General features: G+C 68.3%; 13 protein-coding genes and 4 pseudogenes. 3 read left to right on the top strand and 14 right to left on the bottom strand.

The features are described 5' to 3' along the window. Positions 1–37 precede the first annotated feature (37 nt). The 10 genes and pseudogenes from QP166_RS09210 to QP166_RS09165 form a co-directional block, all read right to left on the bottom strand. Positions 38–538, bottom strand: coding sequence for a hypothetical protein (locus QP166_RS09210; RefSeq protein ID WP_333915644.1), 501 nt, complete (start codon positions 536–538; stop codon positions 38–40). A gap of 108 nt (positions 539–646) precedes the next feature. Further along, positions 647–1,339 (bottom strand): phosphate regulon transcriptional regulator PhoB, encoded by a 693-nt coding sequence (gene phoB, locus QP166_RS09205; protein ID WP_184032802.1) that lies wholly within the window; start codon positions 1,337–1,339, stop codon positions 647–649. A 13-nt stretch (positions 1,340–1,352) separates the two neighbouring features. Continuing rightward, positions 1,353–2,024 (bottom strand): annotated as a pseudogene (gene phoU, locus QP166_RS09200) (phosphate signaling complex protein PhoU); the annotation flags it as partial. An 11-nt stretch (positions 2,025–2,035) separates the two neighbouring features. Further along, complete coding sequence (gene pstB, locus QP166_RS09195) at positions 2,036–2,803, bottom strand: phosphate ABC transporter ATP-binding protein PstB (RefSeq protein WP_333915643.1); 768 nt, start codon at positions 2,801–2,803, stop codon at positions 2,036–2,038. Beyond that, entirely contained in the window at positions 2,800–4,068 is a 1,269-nt protein-coding gene (gene pstA / locus QP166_RS09190; protein WP_333915642.1) for a phosphate ABC transporter permease PstA, read from the bottom strand. The genes pstB and pstA overlap by 4 nt, the downstream gene beginning before the upstream one ends. Continuing rightward, complete coding sequence (gene pstC, locus QP166_RS09185) at positions 4,061–5,437, bottom strand: phosphate ABC transporter permease subunit PstC (RefSeq protein ID WP_333915641.1); 1,377 nt, start codon at positions 5,435–5,437, stop codon at positions 4,061–4,063. The genes pstA and pstC overlap by 8 nt, the downstream gene beginning before the upstream one ends. Further along, on the bottom strand, positions 5,437–6,501 hold the full coding sequence (locus QP166_RS09180; protein WP_333915640.1) for a substrate-binding domain-containing protein: 1,065 nt from the start codon (positions 6,499–6,501) through the stop codon (positions 5,437–5,439). Before QP166_RS09180 ends, pstC begins: the two co-directional genes overlap by 1 nt. 73 nt (positions 6,502–6,574) lie before the next feature. Then, positions 6,575–7,778, bottom strand: a pseudogene (locus QP166_RS09175) (sensor histidine kinase). Positions 7,779–7,821: 43 nt separating this feature from the next. Continuing rightward, entirely contained in the window at positions 7,822–8,169 is a 348-nt protein-coding gene (locus QP166_RS09170) for a hypothetical protein (protein WP_333915639.1), read from the bottom strand. Then, entirely contained in the window at positions 8,166–8,837 is a 672-nt protein-coding gene (locus tag QP166_RS09165; protein WP_333915638.1) for an HAD-IA family hydrolase, read from the bottom strand. The genes QP166_RS09170 and QP166_RS09165 overlap by 4 nt, the downstream gene beginning before the upstream one ends. 62 nt (positions 8,838–8,899) lie before the next feature. Here QP166_RS09165 and glmU point away from each other — a divergent pair, with 62 nt between their 5' ends. Beyond that, complete coding sequence (glmU, locus tag QP166_RS09160) at positions 8,900–10,249, top strand: bifunctional UDP-N-acetylglucosamine diphosphorylase/glucosamine-1-phosphate N-acetyltransferase GlmU (protein WP_333915637.1); 1,350 nt, start codon at positions 8,900–8,902, stop codon at positions 10,247–10,249. 1 nt (position 10,250) lies between these two features. Further along, positions 10,251–12,073, top strand: a pseudogene (gene glmS / locus QP166_RS09155) (glutamine--fructose-6-phosphate transaminase (isomerizing)). A gap of 2 nt (positions 12,074–12,075) precedes the next feature. On the opposite strand, the gene QP166_RS09150 reads toward glmS, so the two are convergent. Genes QP166_RS09150 through QP166_RS09135 form a run of 4 tightly spaced genes read right to left on the bottom strand, consistent with a single transcriptional unit; the run spans position 12,076 to position 16,620 of the window. Then, entirely contained in the window at positions 12,076–13,035 is a 960-nt protein-coding gene (locus QP166_RS09150) for a flavin-containing monooxygenase (protein ID WP_333915636.1), read from the bottom strand. Continuing rightward, positions 12,978–13,517, bottom strand: a complete 540-nt coding sequence (locus tag QP166_RS09145) for an NAD(P)/FAD-dependent oxidoreductase (RefSeq protein ID WP_333915635.1) — start codon at positions 13,515–13,517, stop codon at positions 12,978–12,980. Before QP166_RS09145 ends, QP166_RS09150 begins: the two co-directional genes overlap by 58 nt. 35 nt (positions 13,518–13,552) lie before the next feature. Then, the gene (locus QP166_RS09140) at positions 13,553–15,607 is read right to left on the bottom strand and encodes a TonB-dependent receptor (protein ID WP_333915634.1); all 2,055 of its coding nucleotides are present in this window, start codon (positions 15,605–15,607) and stop codon (positions 13,553–13,555) included. A gap of 26 nt (positions 15,608–15,633) precedes the next feature. Next, complete coding sequence (locus tag QP166_RS09135; protein ID WP_333915633.1) at positions 15,634–16,620, bottom strand: alpha/beta hydrolase; 987 nt, start codon at positions 16,618–16,620, stop codon at positions 15,634–15,636. A 285-nt stretch (positions 16,621–16,905) separates the two neighbouring features. Between QP166_RS09135 and QP166_RS09130 the strand changes: the two are divergent. Then, positions 16,906–17,977: pseudogene (locus tag QP166_RS09130) on the top strand (LacI family DNA-binding transcriptional regulator). The last annotated feature ends 21 nt before the right edge of the window (positions 17,978–17,998 follow it).

The raw sequence follows: 17,998 nt of genomic DNA, 5'->3' as shown, positions 1-17,998 counted from the left end.
TTCGAACGTGCGCAATGCCCGTCCGAAGTTACCTTGGTTAGCGGCGGCGCCGCGTCGACTTGCGCGCGTCGCTGGCCTGCATGCAGCCGTCATACTGGCCCTTCTTGCAGATCGGGTAGCTCGCCTTGGGCGCAGGTGCCGGATACGCCTGCGACGGCGATGGCGCGGCCTGGTAGCGGACGATCGCACCCGGCTGCGGGGTGCCCGACACGGCCGGCTGCGACGGCTGGTAGCCGCCACCGCTCATCGTGCCAATCGCGCCGCCCGACTGCGGGGTCATCGCGTCACCGGCCGGCGGGGTCATCGGCGCATTGGCTTCGGGGGCCGGCGCAGCCGGATCGGCCTGAGTCGTCGGGGCGGGCATCGTGGTGTCGGTCTGCGGCGCGGCGGCCGGATCGGCGGGCATGCTCGGGTCCGCGGTCGTCGCCGGCGCAGCACCGGTGTCCGGCGCGGTCGTCGTGGTCTGCGGCGTGTCCTGTGCAACCGCCATCGTGGGGATGGCGATGACGGCGGCTGCCGCGAGAAGAATGGCCTTCATCTTATCTTTCTCCTGCCGTGTGCGTTCGGTCAGAAACGCGTTGTTATCACGCGGTCCGGGCAACGCCCCACGACAGAAAAAGGTCCGTTGTTGCGACACCGGAAAGATTCAATGGCCGGTGTCGAGCGCGTAACCTGCCGAACGCACAGTACGAATGATGTCGGGGCGTCCGCCTTCATTGATCGCCTTGCGCAGCCGGCGGATGTGGACGTCGACGGTACGGCTCTCGATGTCGCTGTCGTGGCCCCAGACACTGTCGAGCAGACGCTCGCGCGAGAAGACATGGCCGGGATGTTCGAGGAAGTGCTTGAGAAGACGGAATTCCGTCGGCCCTAGCGCGACGACGTCACCGCCGCGCCGGACCTTGTGGCCGACCGTATCCATCTCGAGATCGGCATAGGTGAGTTGCTCGCCGGCGAGCGCGGGGCGCACGCGGCGCAGCACCGCACCGACGCGTGCGACCAATTCGCGCGGCGAAAACGGCTTGGTGACATAATCGTCGGCACCGGTTTCGAGCCCGCGCACGCGATCTTCCTCCTCGCCGCGCGCGGTGAGCATGATGATCGGCACATTCTGCGTCTCGGCAGCGCGGCGCAGGCGACGGCATACCTCGATCCCGGAAATGCCCTCGACCATCCAGTCGAGCAGGACGATATCCGGCGGCGTCTCCTTGGCGAGCAGCAACGCCTCTTCGCCATCGATCGTGTGCTGGACGTCGAAATGCTCGCGGGTGAAATGCCACACCAGCAGCTCGGCGAGGCTGGCATCGTCCTCCACCAGCAACATGCGGGCCTTGGCCATCAATCGACTCCTCTTCGCGTTCCACGAGCCGCACCCCGGTTGCGGCGAAATAGACCATCTCGGCGACGTTGGTGGCGTGATCGCCGATCCGTTCGAGATTCTTGGCGACGAACAGCAATTGCGCGCACTCGCTGATCGTCTTCGGGTTTTCGACCATGAAGGTGACCAGTGTGCGGAAGATGCTGTCGTAGAAATCGTCGAGCGCATTATCGCTCTGGCACACCGCCAGCGCCGCCTCGGGATCGCGCGCGGCGAAGGCGTTGAGGACGTCGTGGACCATCGCGGCGGCCATCCGGCCCATCGCGGGCAGGATCGACACCGGCTCGATACGATGCTCGCTCTCGATCCGCGGAACACGGCGCGCGATGTTCTTGGCGTAATCGCCAATCCGCTCGATCACGCTGGCGATCTTGAGCGCGGCGACGACCTCGCGCAGGTCGTCGGCCATCGGCGCGCGCAACGCGATGATGCGGACGGCGGTCCGCTCGACCTCGGCCTCCATCGCGTCGATCCGCTTGTCGTCGGCGGCGATCCGCTCGGCAAGCGAGGCGTCGCCGCGCTGCAACGCGATCATCGCGTCGGCGATGGCGCTTTCGGCCAGTCCGCCCATCTGCGAGATCAACCCGCGAAGCTGGCCAATGTCCTGGTCGAACGCCTTGACGGTATGTTCCTGCGTGTTCCCCATGCCTGCAATCCTCAGCCGTACCGGCCTGTAATATAGTCCTTCGTCCGATCCTGACGCGGGTTCGTGAAGATGTCCGACGTGTCGCCATATTCGACCAGTTGGCCGAGATGGAAAAAGGCGGTCCGCTGGCTGACGCGCGCCGCCTGCTGCATGTTGTGGGTGACGATCACGATCGCATAGCGGCCGCGCAATTCGTGGATCAACTCCTCGATCTTGGCGGTGGCGATCGGGTCGAGTGCCGAGCATGGCTCGTCCATCAGGATCACTTCCGGATCGACCGCGATCGCGCGCGCGATGCACAGCCGTTGTTGCTGGCCGCCCGACAGCGCGGTCCCGCTTTCGGACAGGCGATCCTTGACCTCGGCCCACAAACCGGCGCGCGTCAGCGAACGCTCGACGATCTGCGCGAGATCGGCCTTCGATCGGGCGAGCCCATGGATGCGCGGGCCGTATGCGACATTCTCGAAGATCGACTTGGGGAAGGGGTTCGGCTTCTGAAAGACCATGCCGACACGCGCGCGCAACTGCACCACGTCCATGGCCTTGGCGTAGATATCCTCGCCATCGAGGCGGATGTCACCCTCGACCCGCGCGCCGGGGATCGTGTCGTTCATTCGGTTGAGCGTGCGCAGGAAGGTCGACTTGCCGCAGCCCGACGGGCCGATGAACGCGGTGACATCCTCGCGGCGGACGTCGATCGACACGTCGCGGATCGCCTGCTTGCGTCCGTAGAAGACGTTGACGCCGGTGGCGGTCATTTTCGGCGCGGCGTTGGTCATTTCCAGCGGGTCTCAAAACGATTGCGAAGGTAGATGGCGAGTCCGTTCATCGTGAGCAACACCACCAGAAGGACGATGATCGCCGCCGAGGTCTTCTCGACGAATCCGGTCTGGACGTCGTCGGACCAGAGGAAGATCTGCACCGGCAGCACGGTGGTTGGGTCGGTCAGCCGGCTCGGCGGAGCGGCGATGAAGGCGCGCATCCCGATCATCAGCAGCGGCGCAGTTTCGCCCAGCGCACGCGCCATGCCGATGATCGTGCCGGTCAGGATACCGGGCAGCGCCAGCGGCAATACATGGTGGAAGACGACCTGGATCGGCGAGGCGCCGAGCGCGCGCGCGGCGTCGCGGATCGACGGCGGCACGGCGGTGATCGCGTTCCGCCCGGCGATGACGATCACCGGCATCGTCATCAAAGCGAGTGTCAGCCCCCCGACGATCGCGCCCGAACGCGGCATGTGGAACGTGCCGAGGAACACCGCGAGCCCGAGCAGTCCGAAGATGATCGAGGGCACGGCGGCGAGATTGTTGATCGAGACTTCGATCAGGTCGGTCCAGCGGTTCCGCGGCGCATATTCCTCGAGGTACAGCGCCGAGAGAACGCCGATCGGGAAGGCGAGCGCGAGCGTCACGACCATCGTCAGCAGCGAGCCCTTGAGCGCACCCCAGATGCCGGCACGGGTCGGATCAGTCGCGTCGGCGCCGGTGAAGAAGCTGACGTTGAGGCCGCGCGAGAGATGTGGGCCGAGCGCCGCGACCGCTGCTTCGCTTTCGGGCGTGCCGACGCCTTTGTATGCCATGTCGATGTCGGTCGCGACCGGCACATCGAGCGTCGTCGGCCTAGCCAGCACTTGCGGGTCGTGCTTGATCGCATCGCGGATGCGCAGCCATGCGCCATCCGATAGTAACGCCGCGCCACCCTGGGCTGGAAAGGCGCGGTCGGCAGCGGCATCGACGGCATTCTCCAGCCCGGCGCCCGCCAGCGCGAAGTCGGCGGCAGGACCGCCGAGTTGCGACGGGCTGACCACGACATGCGCGCGCAGGTCGAGCGGCAGCGCGAGGCGGGTTTCGGTGAAGCCGCTCGCCCCCTGCGCGATCATCGTGGCGAGCAGATAGACGAGGAATGCCGCCGAGACGAACACCGCCGCTACGCCCATCGCGCGGAAGCGCCGCTCCGCCGCATAGCGACGCCGGACGCGGCGCTGCATCGCGGGCGTCTGCCAGTCGGTCGGCTGGCGCGCGGGGGTGGCGGCGCGCTTATTCATAGGCTTCGCGGTAACGGCGCACGACGATCAAGGCGACGACGTTGAGCAGCAAGGTGATGACGAACAGCGTCAATCCGAGCGCAAAGGCGGCGAGCGTCTTGGCCGAATCGAACTCGGCCTCGCCGGTGAGCAGGTCGACGATCTGCTTGGTGACGGTCGTCGTGCTCGCAAAGGGGTTCAGGGTCAGCGAGGCGACGCCCGACGCGGCCATGACGACGATCATCGTCTCGCCAATCGCGCGGCTGACTGCGAGCAAGACGCCGCCGACGACGCCAGGCAACGCGGCGGGGACGAGCACGCGGCGGATCGTCTCCGAACTGGTCGCCCCCATCGCCAGGCTGCCATCGCGCATCGAGGCGGGGACGGCGGAGAGCGAGTCGTCGGCCATCGACGACACGAAGGGAATGATCATCACACCCATCACCACGCCGGCGGCCAGCGCGCTTTCCGACGAGGCCCAGCGGACGCCGAGTGCGACGCCGAGGTCGCGCACCGCCGGTGCGACGGTCAGCGCGGCGAAGTAACCGTAGACGACGGTTGGCACGCCCGCGAGGATCTCCAGCATCGGCTTCATCCAGCGCCGGGTCGTCTGGCGTGCATATTGCGTCAAGTAGATGGCGCTCATCAACCCGAGCGGGACCGCGACCGCCATCGCGATCACCGCGCCGATGAAGAACGTGCCCCAGAACAACGGCACCGCGCCCAGCGCCGCGCCGGGATCGCGCGCGTCGATCACCTGCGGGCTCCAGTGCGTGCCGAACAGGAAGTCGGTAATCGGAACAATGCGGAAGAAGCGCGCGCTCTCGACCAGCAGCGAGGCGACGATGCCGATTGTGGTGAGGATCGCGATTAGCGAGGCGACGAGCAACAGCCCCATGACGACGCGCTCCACCTGCGAGCGCGCCGAAAAACCGGGACGGACGCGCAGAAAGGCGACCGCACCACCCGAAAAGGCGAGCAGCAGCGCGATCGTGGTGGCGATCAGGTCATAGCGCGACTGCGCGGCCGCATAGGCGGGGGCTAGTCGTTCCGACAGCGGGTGGAACGCGCCCCACGGGTCCCCATTGGCGAGGTTGCGCGCCTCCGACAGGATGGCGGCGCGGTCCAGCCCCGGTGCTGGCAGCGTGGCGGCAGCCGGGGTGGCGATGACCGCGTCGGTGACCAAGGCGGGGGCGACCGAGTGCCAGACCGCGAGGAACACCAGCGCGGGCAGCAAGGTCCACATCGCGACATACCAGCCGTGATGCTGGGGCAGCGAGCTGAACCGGCGGGTGGTCGTGCTGCGGAAGCGGACGGCGCGCGCGCGGGCCACGACCCAGCCGATCAGTCCGAGCGCCGCGATCAGGAACAGGAGCGCGAGCGCCGACATCAGTGCAGCTCGCGCGGGTCGAGCGCGGTTTCGCTGGCGATGATCGCTGCGGCACGGCGCTGGACTGGCAAGGGTGTGGCGATCAGCCCGCGCTTCACGAGCGGCCCGTTCGCGCCCCACAATGTCGCATATTGGCGCAGGAACGCGCGCAGCCCGGGGATGGCGCGCAGGTGCGCCTTCTTGACGTAGATGAACAACGGGCGCGCGCCCGGATAGGCGCCGCTGGCGATCGTCGCATAGGTGGGAGCGACGCCGTTCAACGGCACGCCGCGAACGACGCCGGCATTCTGTTCGAGATAGCCGTAGCCGAAGATGCCGAGCGCATTGGGGTTGGAGCGCAGCTTCTGGACGATCAGATTGTCGTTCTCACCGGCATCGACATAGGCGCCGTCCTCGCGAAGCCGCTGGCAGCGGGTCGCAAAGGCGTTCGGATCACGGTCGTGCAATCCGACCGTGTCCGGCTCGACCGCCTCGCAGCCCTTGGCGAGGATCAGCTCCGCAAGTGCATCGCGAGTGCCGCTGGTAGCCGGCGGGCCATACACCTGGATCGGGATCGCGGGCAGCGCCGGGTTCACGTCGCGCCACAGCCGCGCGCGATTGCGCCGGCCGAGCGGCGTGGCGGCGAGCGCGCGATAGATGTCGGCCGGGGTCAGCGTCATACCGGGTCCCTGCAGTGCCTCGGCGAAGGCGATGCCGTCGATGCCGATCTGCACCTCCAGGATCTGGTCAACGCCATGGCGCGCGCATTCCGCATATTCGCTGCGACGCAGGCGGCGCGACGCATCGACAAGATCGGGGTGTGCGGCGCCGATCCCGGCGCAGAACAAGCGGATACCCGCGCCGGTGCCGGTCGATTCGATCACCGGTGGGCGGGCCTGTGGTACCGTGGCGAGAAAGCGCTCCGCTACGATCGTCGTGAAGGGGTAGACGGTGGAAGAACCAACCGCGCGAATCTGGTCCCGCGCGCCAGCGCCGCCGCCCGCCGCCTGATCGACGCACGCTGCCAGCCCGCACGCCACGGCGAGCGGCAGCATGGCTGCAAGCGCCTGGACGAAGCGCGACATGAATCCCCCACACGGGCGTTCGCCGACACGGCAGCCCTCGTGCAGCGCGCCGTGTGACATAGAGGTTACGCCTTCATGACAGCGGCTTCGGTGCCGGGGCGGGCAGCGTGACCGTGACGCGTGTACCGACGCCGACCGTGCTTGCGATGTCGAGCCGGCCGCGATGGCGCTCGACGATATGCTTGACGATCGCCAAGCCCAGCCCGGTGCCGCCGATCGAACGGCTGCGACCGGGGTCGACGCGGTAGAAGCGCTCGGTAAGCCGCGGAAGATGCTCGGGTGGAATCCCGTCGCCATGATCTGCGACGCGCAGGCAGACGTTCTGCGCCTGCGTCCACAACGACACCTCGACCGGGGTGCCGGCGCGCCCGTACTTCATCGCGTTGCCGATCAGATTGTGGATCAGCTGCGACAACTGGATCGGATCGCCGGTGACGGGCGGCAGATCCTCGGCGATGTCGAGATGAATGTCCTCGCCGCGATCGCCATGCGTGGTGATGAGCGCGTCACACGCCTCCTGCGTTAGATCGGCGAGGTCGACTGCAGCACGCAGCTCGCGAAACTTCTCCGCCTCGATCTCGGGAGAGACTCATCAGGTCTTCGACCAGCCGCTCCATGCGGCGGGCCTCGTCGAAGACGATCGCGAGGAAGCGCTTGCGCAGCTCCGGATCGTCACCCGCCTCGTCGGCCAGCGTCTCGACATAGCCCAGGATCGAGGCGAGCGGTGTGCGCAGTTCGTGGCTGGCGTTTGCGACGAAATCGACGCGCATCTTCTCGGCGGCGTGCTGCCCGGTGCGGTCGACCAGTTGCACCAGCCGGGCGTCCTGTCCGATCGCCGCGGCGCGCATCTCCCAACGTTGATCCAGCGTGCCGATACCGACAAGGTCGACCGGCTGGGTCACGTCCTCCACCAGATGCGCGGCGGCGCCGGGGTGGCGGATCGCGACGCGGGCATCCTCGCCGACGATATGCGCGCCCAGGAGGGTCCGGGCCGCGACATTGGCGAGCGCGACACGCCCGCCGCGCAACACCAGCACCGGCTCCGAGACCGCCTCGACGATTGCGGCGGCGGGCAGGTCATGCTGGCTGGCGGGCGCTTCGTCGGCCTCGGCGGCCTGCTCTTCCGGGATGGTGGCGATGATGACGACTAGCGCGGCCCCTCCGGCCAGCGCCGCCAGCGCGACCTGGCCATCGCGCGACAACAGGAAGACCACTGCGGCCGTCGCGGCGGCAATCGCCACCGCCAGCCAGGCGCGCAAGGGAAGTTCGTCGATCACACGCACCGCGATAGCGCAGCCGTGTGACGAAAGGCAGACCGTTTCAGCGGTCCTGCATCCCGCGCCCGATCCGTACGACGATCAGCACCCCGACGATGATCGTCGTGTCCGCCACCCAGTCCATGATGTCGCAATCGCGGTGCAGCGCGGGGATCGACTGCAACACCTCGATCATCGCACCAAGGAACGACAACCGCTCGCCGATCCGCAGCAGCGAGCTGGTCGGAAAGGCGAATACCGACAGCAGGGTGAGCGTGCCGAACGCCGCCATATGCTGCCATTTGTCGCCCACCTCGGCGATCGGCACCGGATGCGGCGTCAACGCCATGCTAACGGCAAAGACGGTCGCCACGATCAGGGCGACGAGCCACGGGACGCGCGTCTCGGTCATGCCAGTCGCTCCAGCGCGGGGATCAGGTCCGCGAAGCTGTCGATCACCAACTCGGCGCCCAGCTCCTCGACCGGCTGCATCAGGAACCCGTACGAGCAGGCGATCGCGGGCAGTCCTGCGGCGTGCGCGGCGGTGATGTCGTAGATCGAGTCACCGACGAACACGGCGCGTCCGCCGCCGCAGCGCTCGACCATCGCGTCGATCGGCACGCGCGAAGGCTTGCCGTTGCCGGGGCCCATCGTATCGCCGCCGATGATCGTGGCGAAGCGTTCGATGAGCCCGAGATCGTCGAGGATCTGACGGGCGAGCGTCTCGAGCTTGTTGGTGACGATCGCCAGCGTCACGCCCCGCGCGGCGAGTTGGTCGAGCGTGTCGAGGGCATGCGGGAAGGGGCGGGTGAGGACCGCGATGTTCGCCTGATAATAGTCGAGCAGCCGGCGTTGCAGCACGTCGAGTTCGGCGTCGGTGCAGCCGCCGGTGGCCGCCATGCCCTGCGCGAGCATGTGGCGGGCACCACCGCCGATCATCGGCTTGACCTGTTCGACCGACAGGGTCGGGCGGTCGGCACTGGCGAGCGCGTGGTTGAGTGCCGCGGCGAGATCGCCCGACGTGTCGAGCAAGGTGCCGTCGAGATCGAACCCGACGATGTGGAAGGGGAAGTCAGTCATCAGTTGCGGGCGTTGCCGTGCGATACTGGAATTGGCAAGCAAAGGGTGGCAGGGCAGGCGCCATGTCGAGCCGTAACATCGCCGTCGTCGTCCTCGCCGCGGGCAGGGGCACCCGCATGAAGTCCGATCTGCACAAGGTGCTGCACCCGATCGCCGGGCGACCGATGTTGCTGCATCTGCTCGCCTCCGCTGCGACGCTGTCGCCCGACCGGACGGTGGTGGTGACGGGGGCCGGGCGCGAGCAGGTTGACGCGGCGGTGACGCCGCTGGGGGCGAAGATCGCGGTGCAGGCCGAGCAGCTCGGCACCGGCCATGCGGTGATGCAGGCGCGCGAGGCGCTGGCAGGCTTCACGGGCGACGTGCTGATCCTCTATGGCGACGTGCCGTTGGTGCGCCCGGAGACGATGCGCGCGATGATCGAGCGGCTCGATTCCGATGATGCCCCCGCGGTGGTGGTGCTGGGCTTCCGGCCTGCCGATGCGGGCGCTTACGGCCGGCTGATCGTCGCTGAGGGCGGCGACCGGCTGGAGAAGATCGTCGAGTATAAGGATGCCGACGCCGCCGAACGTGCGGTAAAGCTGTGCAATTCCGGCTTGATGGCGGCCCGGGGTGAGTTGCTGTTCGATCTGCTCGCGCGGCTCGGCAACGACAATGCGGCGGGCGAATATTATCTGACCGATGTGGTCGAGCTGTCGGGTGCGGCGGTGGTCGTGGAGGCGAGCGCCGAGGAGGTGACGGGCGTCAACAGCCGTGGCGAACTCGCGGCGGTCGAGGCGATGTGGCAGCAGGCGCGGCGTGCGCAGGCGATGGCGGATGGCGCGACGTTGATCGCACCGGAAACGGTGTGGTTCGCGCATGATACGCGCCTCGGGCGCGACGTGATGATCGAGCCGAACGTGGTGTTCGGCCCTGGCGTATCGGTCGCCGATGGTGCGACGATCCGCGCGTTCAGCCATCTGGAGGGCGCGACGGTAGGCGTGCACGCTGATGTCGGCCCCTATGCGCGGCTGCGGCCGGGCGCGGTGCTGGCCGAGAGCGCCAAGGTCGGAAATTTCGTCGAGATCAAGAAGGCGACCATCGGCGTCGGGGCGAAGGTCAATCACTTGTCGTACATCGGCGACGCCGAGGTTGGCGCACGCGCGAACATCGGTGCGGGAACGATCACCTGCAATTACGACGGCTTCTTCAAATATCGCACGGTGATCGGCGAGGGCGCGTTCGTGGGATCGAACAGCGCACTGGTCGCGCCGGTGTCGGTGGGTGCGGGGGCGATCGTCGGCGCGGGTTCCGTTGTTGTCCGCGATGTTACCGCGGATTCACTTGCCTTGGCGCGTGGCCGGCAGGAAGAGCGCCGCGGCTGGGCGAAGCGCTTTCGCGAGGCGATGACGGCCAAGAAGAAGGGCGACAAGTAAGATGTGCGGTATCGTCGGTATCCTGGGCCATGATGATGTGGCCGATCGCTTGCTCGACGGGCTGAGGCGGCTCGAATATCGCGGTTATGACTCCGCCGGGATCGCGACCATCGTCGATGGCGCGATCGAGCGGCGGCGCGCGTCGGGCAAGCTGGTCAATCTCGGCAAGGAGCTCGCCGCGCACCCGTTGCCTGGTACGACCGGCATCGCGCACACGCGCTGGGCAACGCATGGGGCCCGACCACCAACAATGCGCACCCGCACGCGACGAACGAGGTTGCGGTCGTCCACAATGGGATCATCGAGAATTTCAAGCCGTTGCGCGAAGAACTTCAAACGCGTGGTCGGGTGTTCACCAGCGAAACCGACACCGAGGTTGTCGCGCACCTGATCAGCGAACAGGTCGAGGGCGGGAAGTCGCCGATCGAGGCGGTGCGTGAGGTGCTGCCGCGGCTGCATGGCGCGTTCGCGCTGGCGATCCTGTTCCGCAGCCACCCGGAGTTGCTGATCGGCGCACGGCTCGGCTCGCCGCTGGTGGTCGGTTGCGGTGACGACGAGACCTATCTCGGCTCGGACGCGCTGGCGCTGGCGCCGTTGACGCAGCGGATCGCGTATCTGGAAGAGGGCGACTGGGTGGTCTGCGCTCGCGACGGCACGCAGGTCTATGACCGCGACAACCAGCCGGTCGAGCGGCCGGTCACGATCTCGGGCGTCACTGGCGCGTTGATCGACAAGGGTAATCACCGCCACTTCATGCAGAAGGAGATCTACGAACAGCCGATCGTGGTCGCGCAGACGCTGCGCAGCTACCTTCAGCGGTTCGAGGGCAAGATCGTGTTGCCGATCCCGGACTTCGACCTGTCGGGCATCAAGCGCGTGACGATCGTGGCGTGCGGGACCAGCTTCTACGCGGGGATGGTCGCCAAATATTGGTTCGAGCAATTCGCGCGCGTGCCGGTCGATCTCGATGTCGCCAGCGAGTTCCGCTACCGCGCGCCGGTGATGGAAGAGGGCGGGTTGGCCTTGTTTATCAGCCAGTCCGGGGAGACTGCTGATACGCTGGCTGCACTGCGTCATGCACGGTTGGAGAAGCAGACGATCGCAGTGGTGGTCAACGTACCGACCAGCACGATGGCGCGCGAGGCCGATCTGCTGCTGCCGACCCACGCCGGGCCGGAGATCGGCGTCGCCTCTACCAAGGCATTCTCCTGTCAGCTTTCCGTGCTGGCGGCGCTGGCCGCGAACCTCGCCAAGGCGAAGGGGCGGCTGAGCGAGAGCGAGGAGCGGAACATCGTCCGGCAGCTCGCCGAGGCACCTGCCGCGATCAACGGCGCGCTCGCTTATGACGAGTCGATCGAGGCGATCGCCGGGGTGATCGCTGGCGCGCGCGACGTGCTGTATCTGGGGCGCGGGACCGATTATCCGCTGGCGCTGGAGGGCGCGTTAAAGCTCAAGGAAATCAGCTACATCCATGCCGAAGGTTATGCGGCGGGCGAGATGAAGCACGGGCCGATCGCATTGATCGACGAGAATGTTCCTGTCGTGGTGATAGCGCCTTCCGGGCCGCTGTTCGACAAGACTGTCAGCAACATGCAGGAAGTGCAGGCACGCGGCGGAAAAGTCCTGCTCATCAGCGACTATGACGGGGTCGAGGCAGCGGGCGAAGGGTGCGTTGCGACGATCACCATGCCGAAGGTTCATCCGCTGATCGCGCCGATCGTCTATGCGGTGCCGGTGCAGTTGCTGGCCTATCATGTCGCAGTCGCAAAGGGGACGGACGTCGACCAGCCGCGCAACCTCGCGAAGAGCGTAACGGTCGAATAAGGTTAGCGAAAACGTAGCACGCCGTCGTCGAGGCGGCGGCGCATCGTCAGCGCGTCGCGGATGTAATTTTGCTGGACCCGCCACGGAACGCGATTGCCCTGGCGGGGCAGCCGCCCTGCAACACGTTGAATATAGCCGGATTTGAGGTCGAGGATTGGGGTCGTGACCTCCTCCGCGGCTTGCGGAACAGGGGTTGCGGTGGTGGCGCCGGTGGCGTCCAGATGGTCGAGGAGGCGGGCGACGAAGCGGGCGGTGAGGTCGCTGCGTAGCGTCCAGGAGGCGTTGGTGTAGCCGGTGGCGAAGGCCATATTGGGCACGTCGCTGAGCATCGAACCCTTGTAGATCAAGTGGTTGTGCGGCTCGATCGGCCGGCCGTCAACGGAGAGGGTGGCGCCGCCCATGAGCTTCAGCTGCAGCCCGGTGGCGGTGACGATCAGGTTGGCGGGGAGAATGTCGCCTGATGTCAGGGCGATACCGTCGGGGGTGAAGCGGTCGATCGTGTCGGTGACGATCGAGGCGCGGCCACCGCGGAGGACGGCGAAAAGGTCGCCGTCGGGGACCAGGCACAGGCGTTCGTCCCAAGGATTGTAACGCGGTGTCAGATGCTTGGCGATGTCATATGTCTCGCCGAGGGCGACCCGTTGCTGCTTGGCGATCTGTCGCTTGACCAATCCCGGCCGGCGGCGGGCGAGCGTGTAGCTGCCGATCCCGTAAGCGATGCTTTTCCAGCGGGTTAGCGTGTCTGCGAGCCGCGCCGGGAGGTGGCGGTGGAGGGCCGCGCCGACCCGGTCGCGGGCGGGCATCGCGACGATAAACGTCGGAGAACGCTGGAGCATCGTGACGTGGGCTGCGCCTTGCGCGACCAGGGCCGGGACGAGCGTGACCGCGGTGGCGCCCGATCCGATCACCACGACGCGCTGGCCGGTGACCGGAAGGTCCGCCGGCCACGCCTGCGGGTGCACGATCCCGCCCGAAAATACCCCCATGTCCGGCCATTCGGGGGCATGGCCGCGCGCATAATCGTAATAGCCGGAGCAGAAAAACGGAATCGGCACGTCAATTGCGCGAAAGTGCCGTCGACCTCGTAGCTGACGGTCCAAAGCGCCGCCTCGCTCGACCATTCGGCGGCGACGACGCGGTGGCGAAAACGGATGTGACGGTCGATGCCGAAGGTCCGGGCGGTGTCGCGAAGGTAGGCGAGGATGTCGGCGCCGTCCGCGATCGTCTTCTCGCCACGCCATGGATGGAAGGGGAACCCGAGCGTGGTCATGTCCGAGTCCGAGCGGATGCCCGGATAGCGGAACAGGTCCCAGGTCCCGCCGATCGCGTCGCGCGCCTCGAAGATCGCCCAGCGCCGCTCGGGACGGTCGTGGCCGACGCGATAGGCCGCGCCGATCCCCGACAGGCCGGCGCCGACGATCAGCACGTCGAGATGGTCGTTCATGTTCCACCCTTACGGGCGCGGACCGGGCCTTGTCATCACGAGCGGAGGCGGAGGCCGATCCAAAGCGTGCGCGGGGTGGCGCGCTCGACCACGCCGGTGCCGCTGATCCCCGCTTCGACGCGCGCGTCAAAAACGTTCTCGGCACGGGCCTCGATCGCGATCCGGCGGGTGAGCGGGAGCGCGGCATAGCCATCGAGCGTCGTTGCGGCGGCGAGGGTGCGGCTGTTCTGATCGTCCTCGAACTGTGCGGCGCTGTGGCGGAGCGTGGCGGAGAGCGCGGCATCCTGCCGGCGCCAGCCAAGCGCGGTCGAGACGAGATCGCGCGGGGTCTGCGCCGGGCGCAGGTCGTCGAGTGGCGCGGCGCTGCCGGAGGCGCGGACGTGCGGATTCACATGGCTCCACGAGGCGCTGGCGAACCATGGTCCGTGGTCCCAGCGCGCGTCCAGCTCGATGCCGGTAGATTCGATCGCGTCGAGGTTCTGGCGGACGCGGTAGGTGCCGCCCGCCGCGACGAAGCCGACGCCGGGGAAGGTGCCGGGGCCGCGCCCGACGGTGACGTTGCTGATGGCATCAGTGAGCCGGTTCCAGAACAATGTCCCGGTCAGGCTGACCCCGCCGACCGGCACCAACGTCACGCCGCCATCGACGCCGGTCAGCCGCTCGGGGGACAGCAAAGCATTGGCGGCGACGGCGTCGGTGCCGACGCGGAACGGCCGGTACAGCTCGTTGAGGGTCGGCAGTCGCCAGCCGCGATAGGCGGAGGTGCGCAGCGTCAGCGGCGGCGCGATCGTCCATGCCGCGCCGGCGCGTCCGGTCCATTCGGTGCCGGCGCGATCGGCGAAGTCGCTGGTGGTGAGCGGCGCGCCGTTGGCGAGCGCGACCTCGCGCAGGCTGCCGTCGGTGAGTTGCCAGCGATCGACACGCCCGCCGAGCGTCAGCGTCACCGCGCCGACGGTCAGCGTGCCGTCGCCGAACACGCCCCAGTTGAGCGCCGCGCCGCCCGCGACGCGGCGGCGGGTCGGGAGGCCGGCGACATAGGTGTAGAGTTCCTGCGTCCGGCCCTCGACGCGGCGGATATCGGCACCGAAGCGCAGGTCGCGACCGGTGCCGAGCCGCGGTGCCAGCTCGATCCGGCCGCCGACGCCGGTCGCGGGGGTGTTGTATTGGTCGAGCGTCTGGGTCGCGGTCTGGCGCGCGGCATCGACGCTGGCGAATTGCGAGGCGAAGGCGCGTGTCTGGAGATAGGCGAGCGCCGACCAGCCGAGCGCGCCGTGGCCGACGACGCGCAGGCTGGCGTCGGCGCCCTCGCTGCGGTTCGCGGTGAAGGCGGTGCCGCGCTCGCGCGTGTCGGTGAAGCCGGAGACGTTCGCCTGCAATTCGGTCGCGGGCGCGACGGTGATGACGGTCCGCGCGGCGGCGGAGAATTGCTCATAGGGGGCGGGGCGGTCGGCGGGGCCGCGCTGCCCGGCGACGGTGGGGATGAAGCCGTCGCCCCGCGCATAAGCGGCGGAGAGCGTCGCGAAGCCCGCGCCGCGTTCGAGCAACGCCGAGGCGCTGGCATCGAGCGCATTGCGGCTGCCATAAGCGAGGTCGGCGGCGAGTGCCGACTGGTCACGCGGGCCGCTGCTGTCGATCTCGACCGTCCCCGCCAGCGCGCCGGGGCCGAAATAGCCGCTGCCGCCACCGCGCGTGACGCGGATCGCGCCGATCCGGTCGGTGGCATAAGCGGGAAACGGCACCCAGCCGCCGAACGGATCGGTCTGCGGCACGCCGTCGAGGATCAGCAAGGCGCGGCTGGAGGCGTTGCCGCCGATCCCGCGCAGCGAGATGCCCTGGCTGGTGGGATTGGCCGAGCGCGAGTCGGCACGGCGGAATTGCTGGAGCCCGGCAACGTCGGCGAGGACGCTTTCGAGCCGGTTGCTGGCATTCTCGCGGATGCGCTCGGCATCGATCGTCACGACGGACGCGGCCTTGTCGCCCGGCCGGGGTGCGAGCCCGCGGCCGCGCACGACCACCTCCTCGCCCTCCTGCGCGGCGGCCGGCGTGGTGAGCGTGCCGGCGAGCAGCAGGGCGGTGGTCAGGCGTTTCATGGATCGTCTCCGGGCGGCAGCGCCGGTCAGGTCGCAGGTGCCGTAGGGAAAATGCCGAGGCGCGCGGCAAAGGCAGCGAAGAGCATCGGCCAGGCCGCCGCCGGGGTACCGGCGGGCAGGCGGACGCCGAAGCCGTGGCCGCCCTTGTCGAAGGCGTGCAGCTCGGACGGGCGCTGCGCGGCGAGCAGCGCCTGATAGAGCGCGAGGCTGTTGGCGATCGGAACGAGCCCGTCGTCGCTGGCATGCGCGAGGAAGATCGGCGCGGTCTGCGCATCGACGTGGCGCTCGACCGAGGCGGCGCGGCGCGCGGCCTCGTCCGAGGGGGTGCCGAGCAGATTGTCGCGCGATCCGACGTGCGTGAACGGCTCGGCAAGCGAGACGACCGGGTAGATCAGCCCGGCGAGATCGGGTCGCGCCGAAAGCCGGTCGCTGGCGTCAACCGGCGTGTAGGTCCGCTCGGCATGGCGGGTGGCGAGGCTGCCGGCGAGATGCCCGCCCGCCGAGAAGCCGATGATCGCGACGTGGCTGGCATCGAGGCCATAGCGCGCGGCATTGGCGCGGATCAGCCGCAGCCCGCGCTGCGCATCCTGAAGCGGCACCAGCGCGCGGTCGCGCCAGCCCTCGCCGGGCAGGCGGTAGGTGAGAATGAAGCAGGTGACGCCGCGTGCGGTGAGCCAGCGCGCCTGCTCCTCCCCCTCATTGTCCCAGGCCAGGAAGCCGTAGCCGCCGCCGGGGATCAGCATCACCGACGCGCCGTTCGGCTGCGCCGGGCGGCGGACGGTGAGCGTCGGCATCCCGATGCCGGTGAGCCAGCGGTCGTTGAAGCCGGCGGTCTTCGAGCGTTGCTCGACCTTGCGGGTCGGCAGCGTGGCGGGTGCGCCCGGCGGGGATTTCGGCCAGAGCGGCAACGTCTCGTCGCCCGGCTGCGCGGCGACGATCGCGGGCGCGAGCGGGGCGGCGGCAAGCGCGGCAAGCAGCGCGCGGCGGGTGGGGGCGTCGATCGTCGCGGCCATGCATCTCTCTCCGAGGATTAACGCGCCGGGCTTAGGGGGTGTGTGGGGGCGCAACAAGGTGGTGGTGGTAGGGGGTGGGAGGGCGAGCGAGCCGACGGCTCGCGCGCTCGCTTGTGCGAGCGCTCACCCCTCACCCAGCTCCGACTAGGTCCTTGCTGCGCAAAGACCAAGTCTGCGCCACCCTCTCCCCTTGAAGGGGAGAGGGTGAAGGCAACGCAAGGGAGCGTTATCATCAAAATGTGCGGGGAGACTTACCTGCGGCAAGGTTGATGCTAAGCAGGGCGAATGACGGGGGAGAGACGCAAGCGACGCTCGGGCGTACCGACGATCGCCGATGTGGCACAGCTGGCCGGCGTGTCGCAGATGACGGTGTCGCGCGTCATCAATGCCGAGGGCAATGTTCGTGCCGAGACGCGCGAGACCGTCAATGCGGCGATCCGGCAGCTGGATTATTCGCCCAACCCGGCGGCGCGTCGATTGGCGGGGGCGGCGCAGTTGCGGATCGGACTGCTGTTCAGCAATCCCAGCGAATCGTATCTGAGCGCGTTCCTGCTCGGCAGCCTCGATCAGGCGGGACGGTCCGACATCCAGTTGATCGTGCAGAAATGCGAATTGGACGATCATGAGGGCGATGTCGCGGCGCGGTTGATCGCGGGCGGGATCGACGGGGTGATCCTGCCGCCGCCATTGTGCGATCTCGCCGGTGGTGCTCGACGTGCTGCTCGCCGCGGGTATTCCGACCGTGGCGGTGGCGACCAGCGCGCCGCCGCCGCAGGTGGGCGCGGTGGCGATCGACGATCGCGGCGCGGCCGAGGCGATGACCGCGCATCTGATCGCACTGGGGCATCGGCGGATCGGCTTCATCCGCGGCAACGACAATATCCATGCCAGCGCCGAGCGGCTGGCCGGATATCGCGCGGCATTGATCGCGGCGGGGGAGGCGCCGGACGACGGGCTGATCGCCAAGGGGTTGTTCGATTATCGCTCCGGTTTGGCGGCGGCCGAGCAACTGCTGGACATGGCCGAGCCGCCGACCGCGATCTTCGCGAGCAACGACGACATGGCGGCGGCATCGGTGGCGGTGGCGCACCGCCGCGGGCTGGACGTGCCGCGCGACCTGACGGTGTGCGGCTTCGACGACAGCGCGCTCGCGACGACGATCTGGCCCGAGTTGACGACGATCCGCCAGCCGATCGCTGACATGAGCCGCGCGGCGGTCGAGCTGTTGGCGACGATGCTGTCCGAGCGGCGCGAGATCGGGCGCGGCGCTGCGCGGCAGGTGACGCTGGATTATACGCTGGTGCGGCGACGGTCCGACGCACCGCCGCGACACATGTCGGGCGATCGGGGTCGCTGAACCGCGCGGCGCGTGTTAGCG

The organism is Sphingomonas sp. LR60, from assembly GCF_036855935.1.
Lineage (GTDB): Bacteria > Pseudomonadota > Alphaproteobacteria > Sphingomonadales > Sphingomonadaceae > Sphingomonas.
This window is presented reverse-complemented; position numbering and strand designations above follow the sequence as displayed.

Bases quoted from the DNA above. Each gene is read 5' to 3' on its own strand.
- QP166_RS09210 (WP_333915644.1), bottom strand. From the start codon at position 538: ATGAAGGCCATTCTTCTCGCGGCAGCCGCCGTCATCGCCATCCCCACG.
- phoB (WP_184032802.1), bottom strand. From the start codon at position 1,339: ATGGCCAAGGCCCGCATGTTGCTGGTGGAGGACGATGCCAGCCTCGCC.
- pstB (WP_333915643.1), bottom strand. From the start codon at position 2,803: ATGACCAACGCCGCGCCGAAAATGACCGCCACCGGCGTCAACGTCTTC.
- pstA (WP_333915642.1), bottom strand. From the start codon at position 4,068: ATGAATAAGCGCGCCGCCACCCCCGCGCGCCAGCCGACCGACTGGCAG.
- pstC (WP_333915641.1), bottom strand. From the start codon at position 5,437: ATGTCGGCGCTCGCGCTCCTGTTCCTGATCGCGGCGCTCGGACTGATC.
- QP166_RS09180 (WP_333915640.1), bottom strand. From the start codon at position 6,501: ATGTCGCGCTTCGTCCAGGCGCTTGCAGCCATGCTGCCGCTCGCCGTG.
- QP166_RS09170 (WP_333915639.1), bottom strand. From the start codon at position 8,169: ATGACCGAGACGCGCGTCCCGTGGCTCGTCGCCCTGATCGTGGCGACC.
- QP166_RS09165 (WP_333915638.1), bottom strand. From the start codon at position 8,837: ATGACTGACTTCCCCTTCCACATCGTCGGGTTCGATCTCGACGGCACC.
- glmU (WP_333915637.1), top strand. From the start codon at position 8,900: ATGTCGAGCCGTAACATCGCCGTCGTCGTCCTCGCCGCGGGCAGGGGC.
- QP166_RS09145 (WP_333915635.1), bottom strand. From the start codon at position 13,517: ATGAACGACCATCTCGACGTGCTGATCGTCGGCGCCGGCCTGTCGGGG.
- QP166_RS09140 (WP_333915634.1), bottom strand. From the start codon at position 15,607: ATGAAACGCCTGACCACCGCCCTGCTGCTCGCCGGCACGCTCACCACG.
- QP166_RS09135 (WP_333915633.1), bottom strand. From the start codon at position 16,620: ATGGCCGCGACGATCGACGCCCCCACCCGCCGCGCGCTGCTTGCCGCG.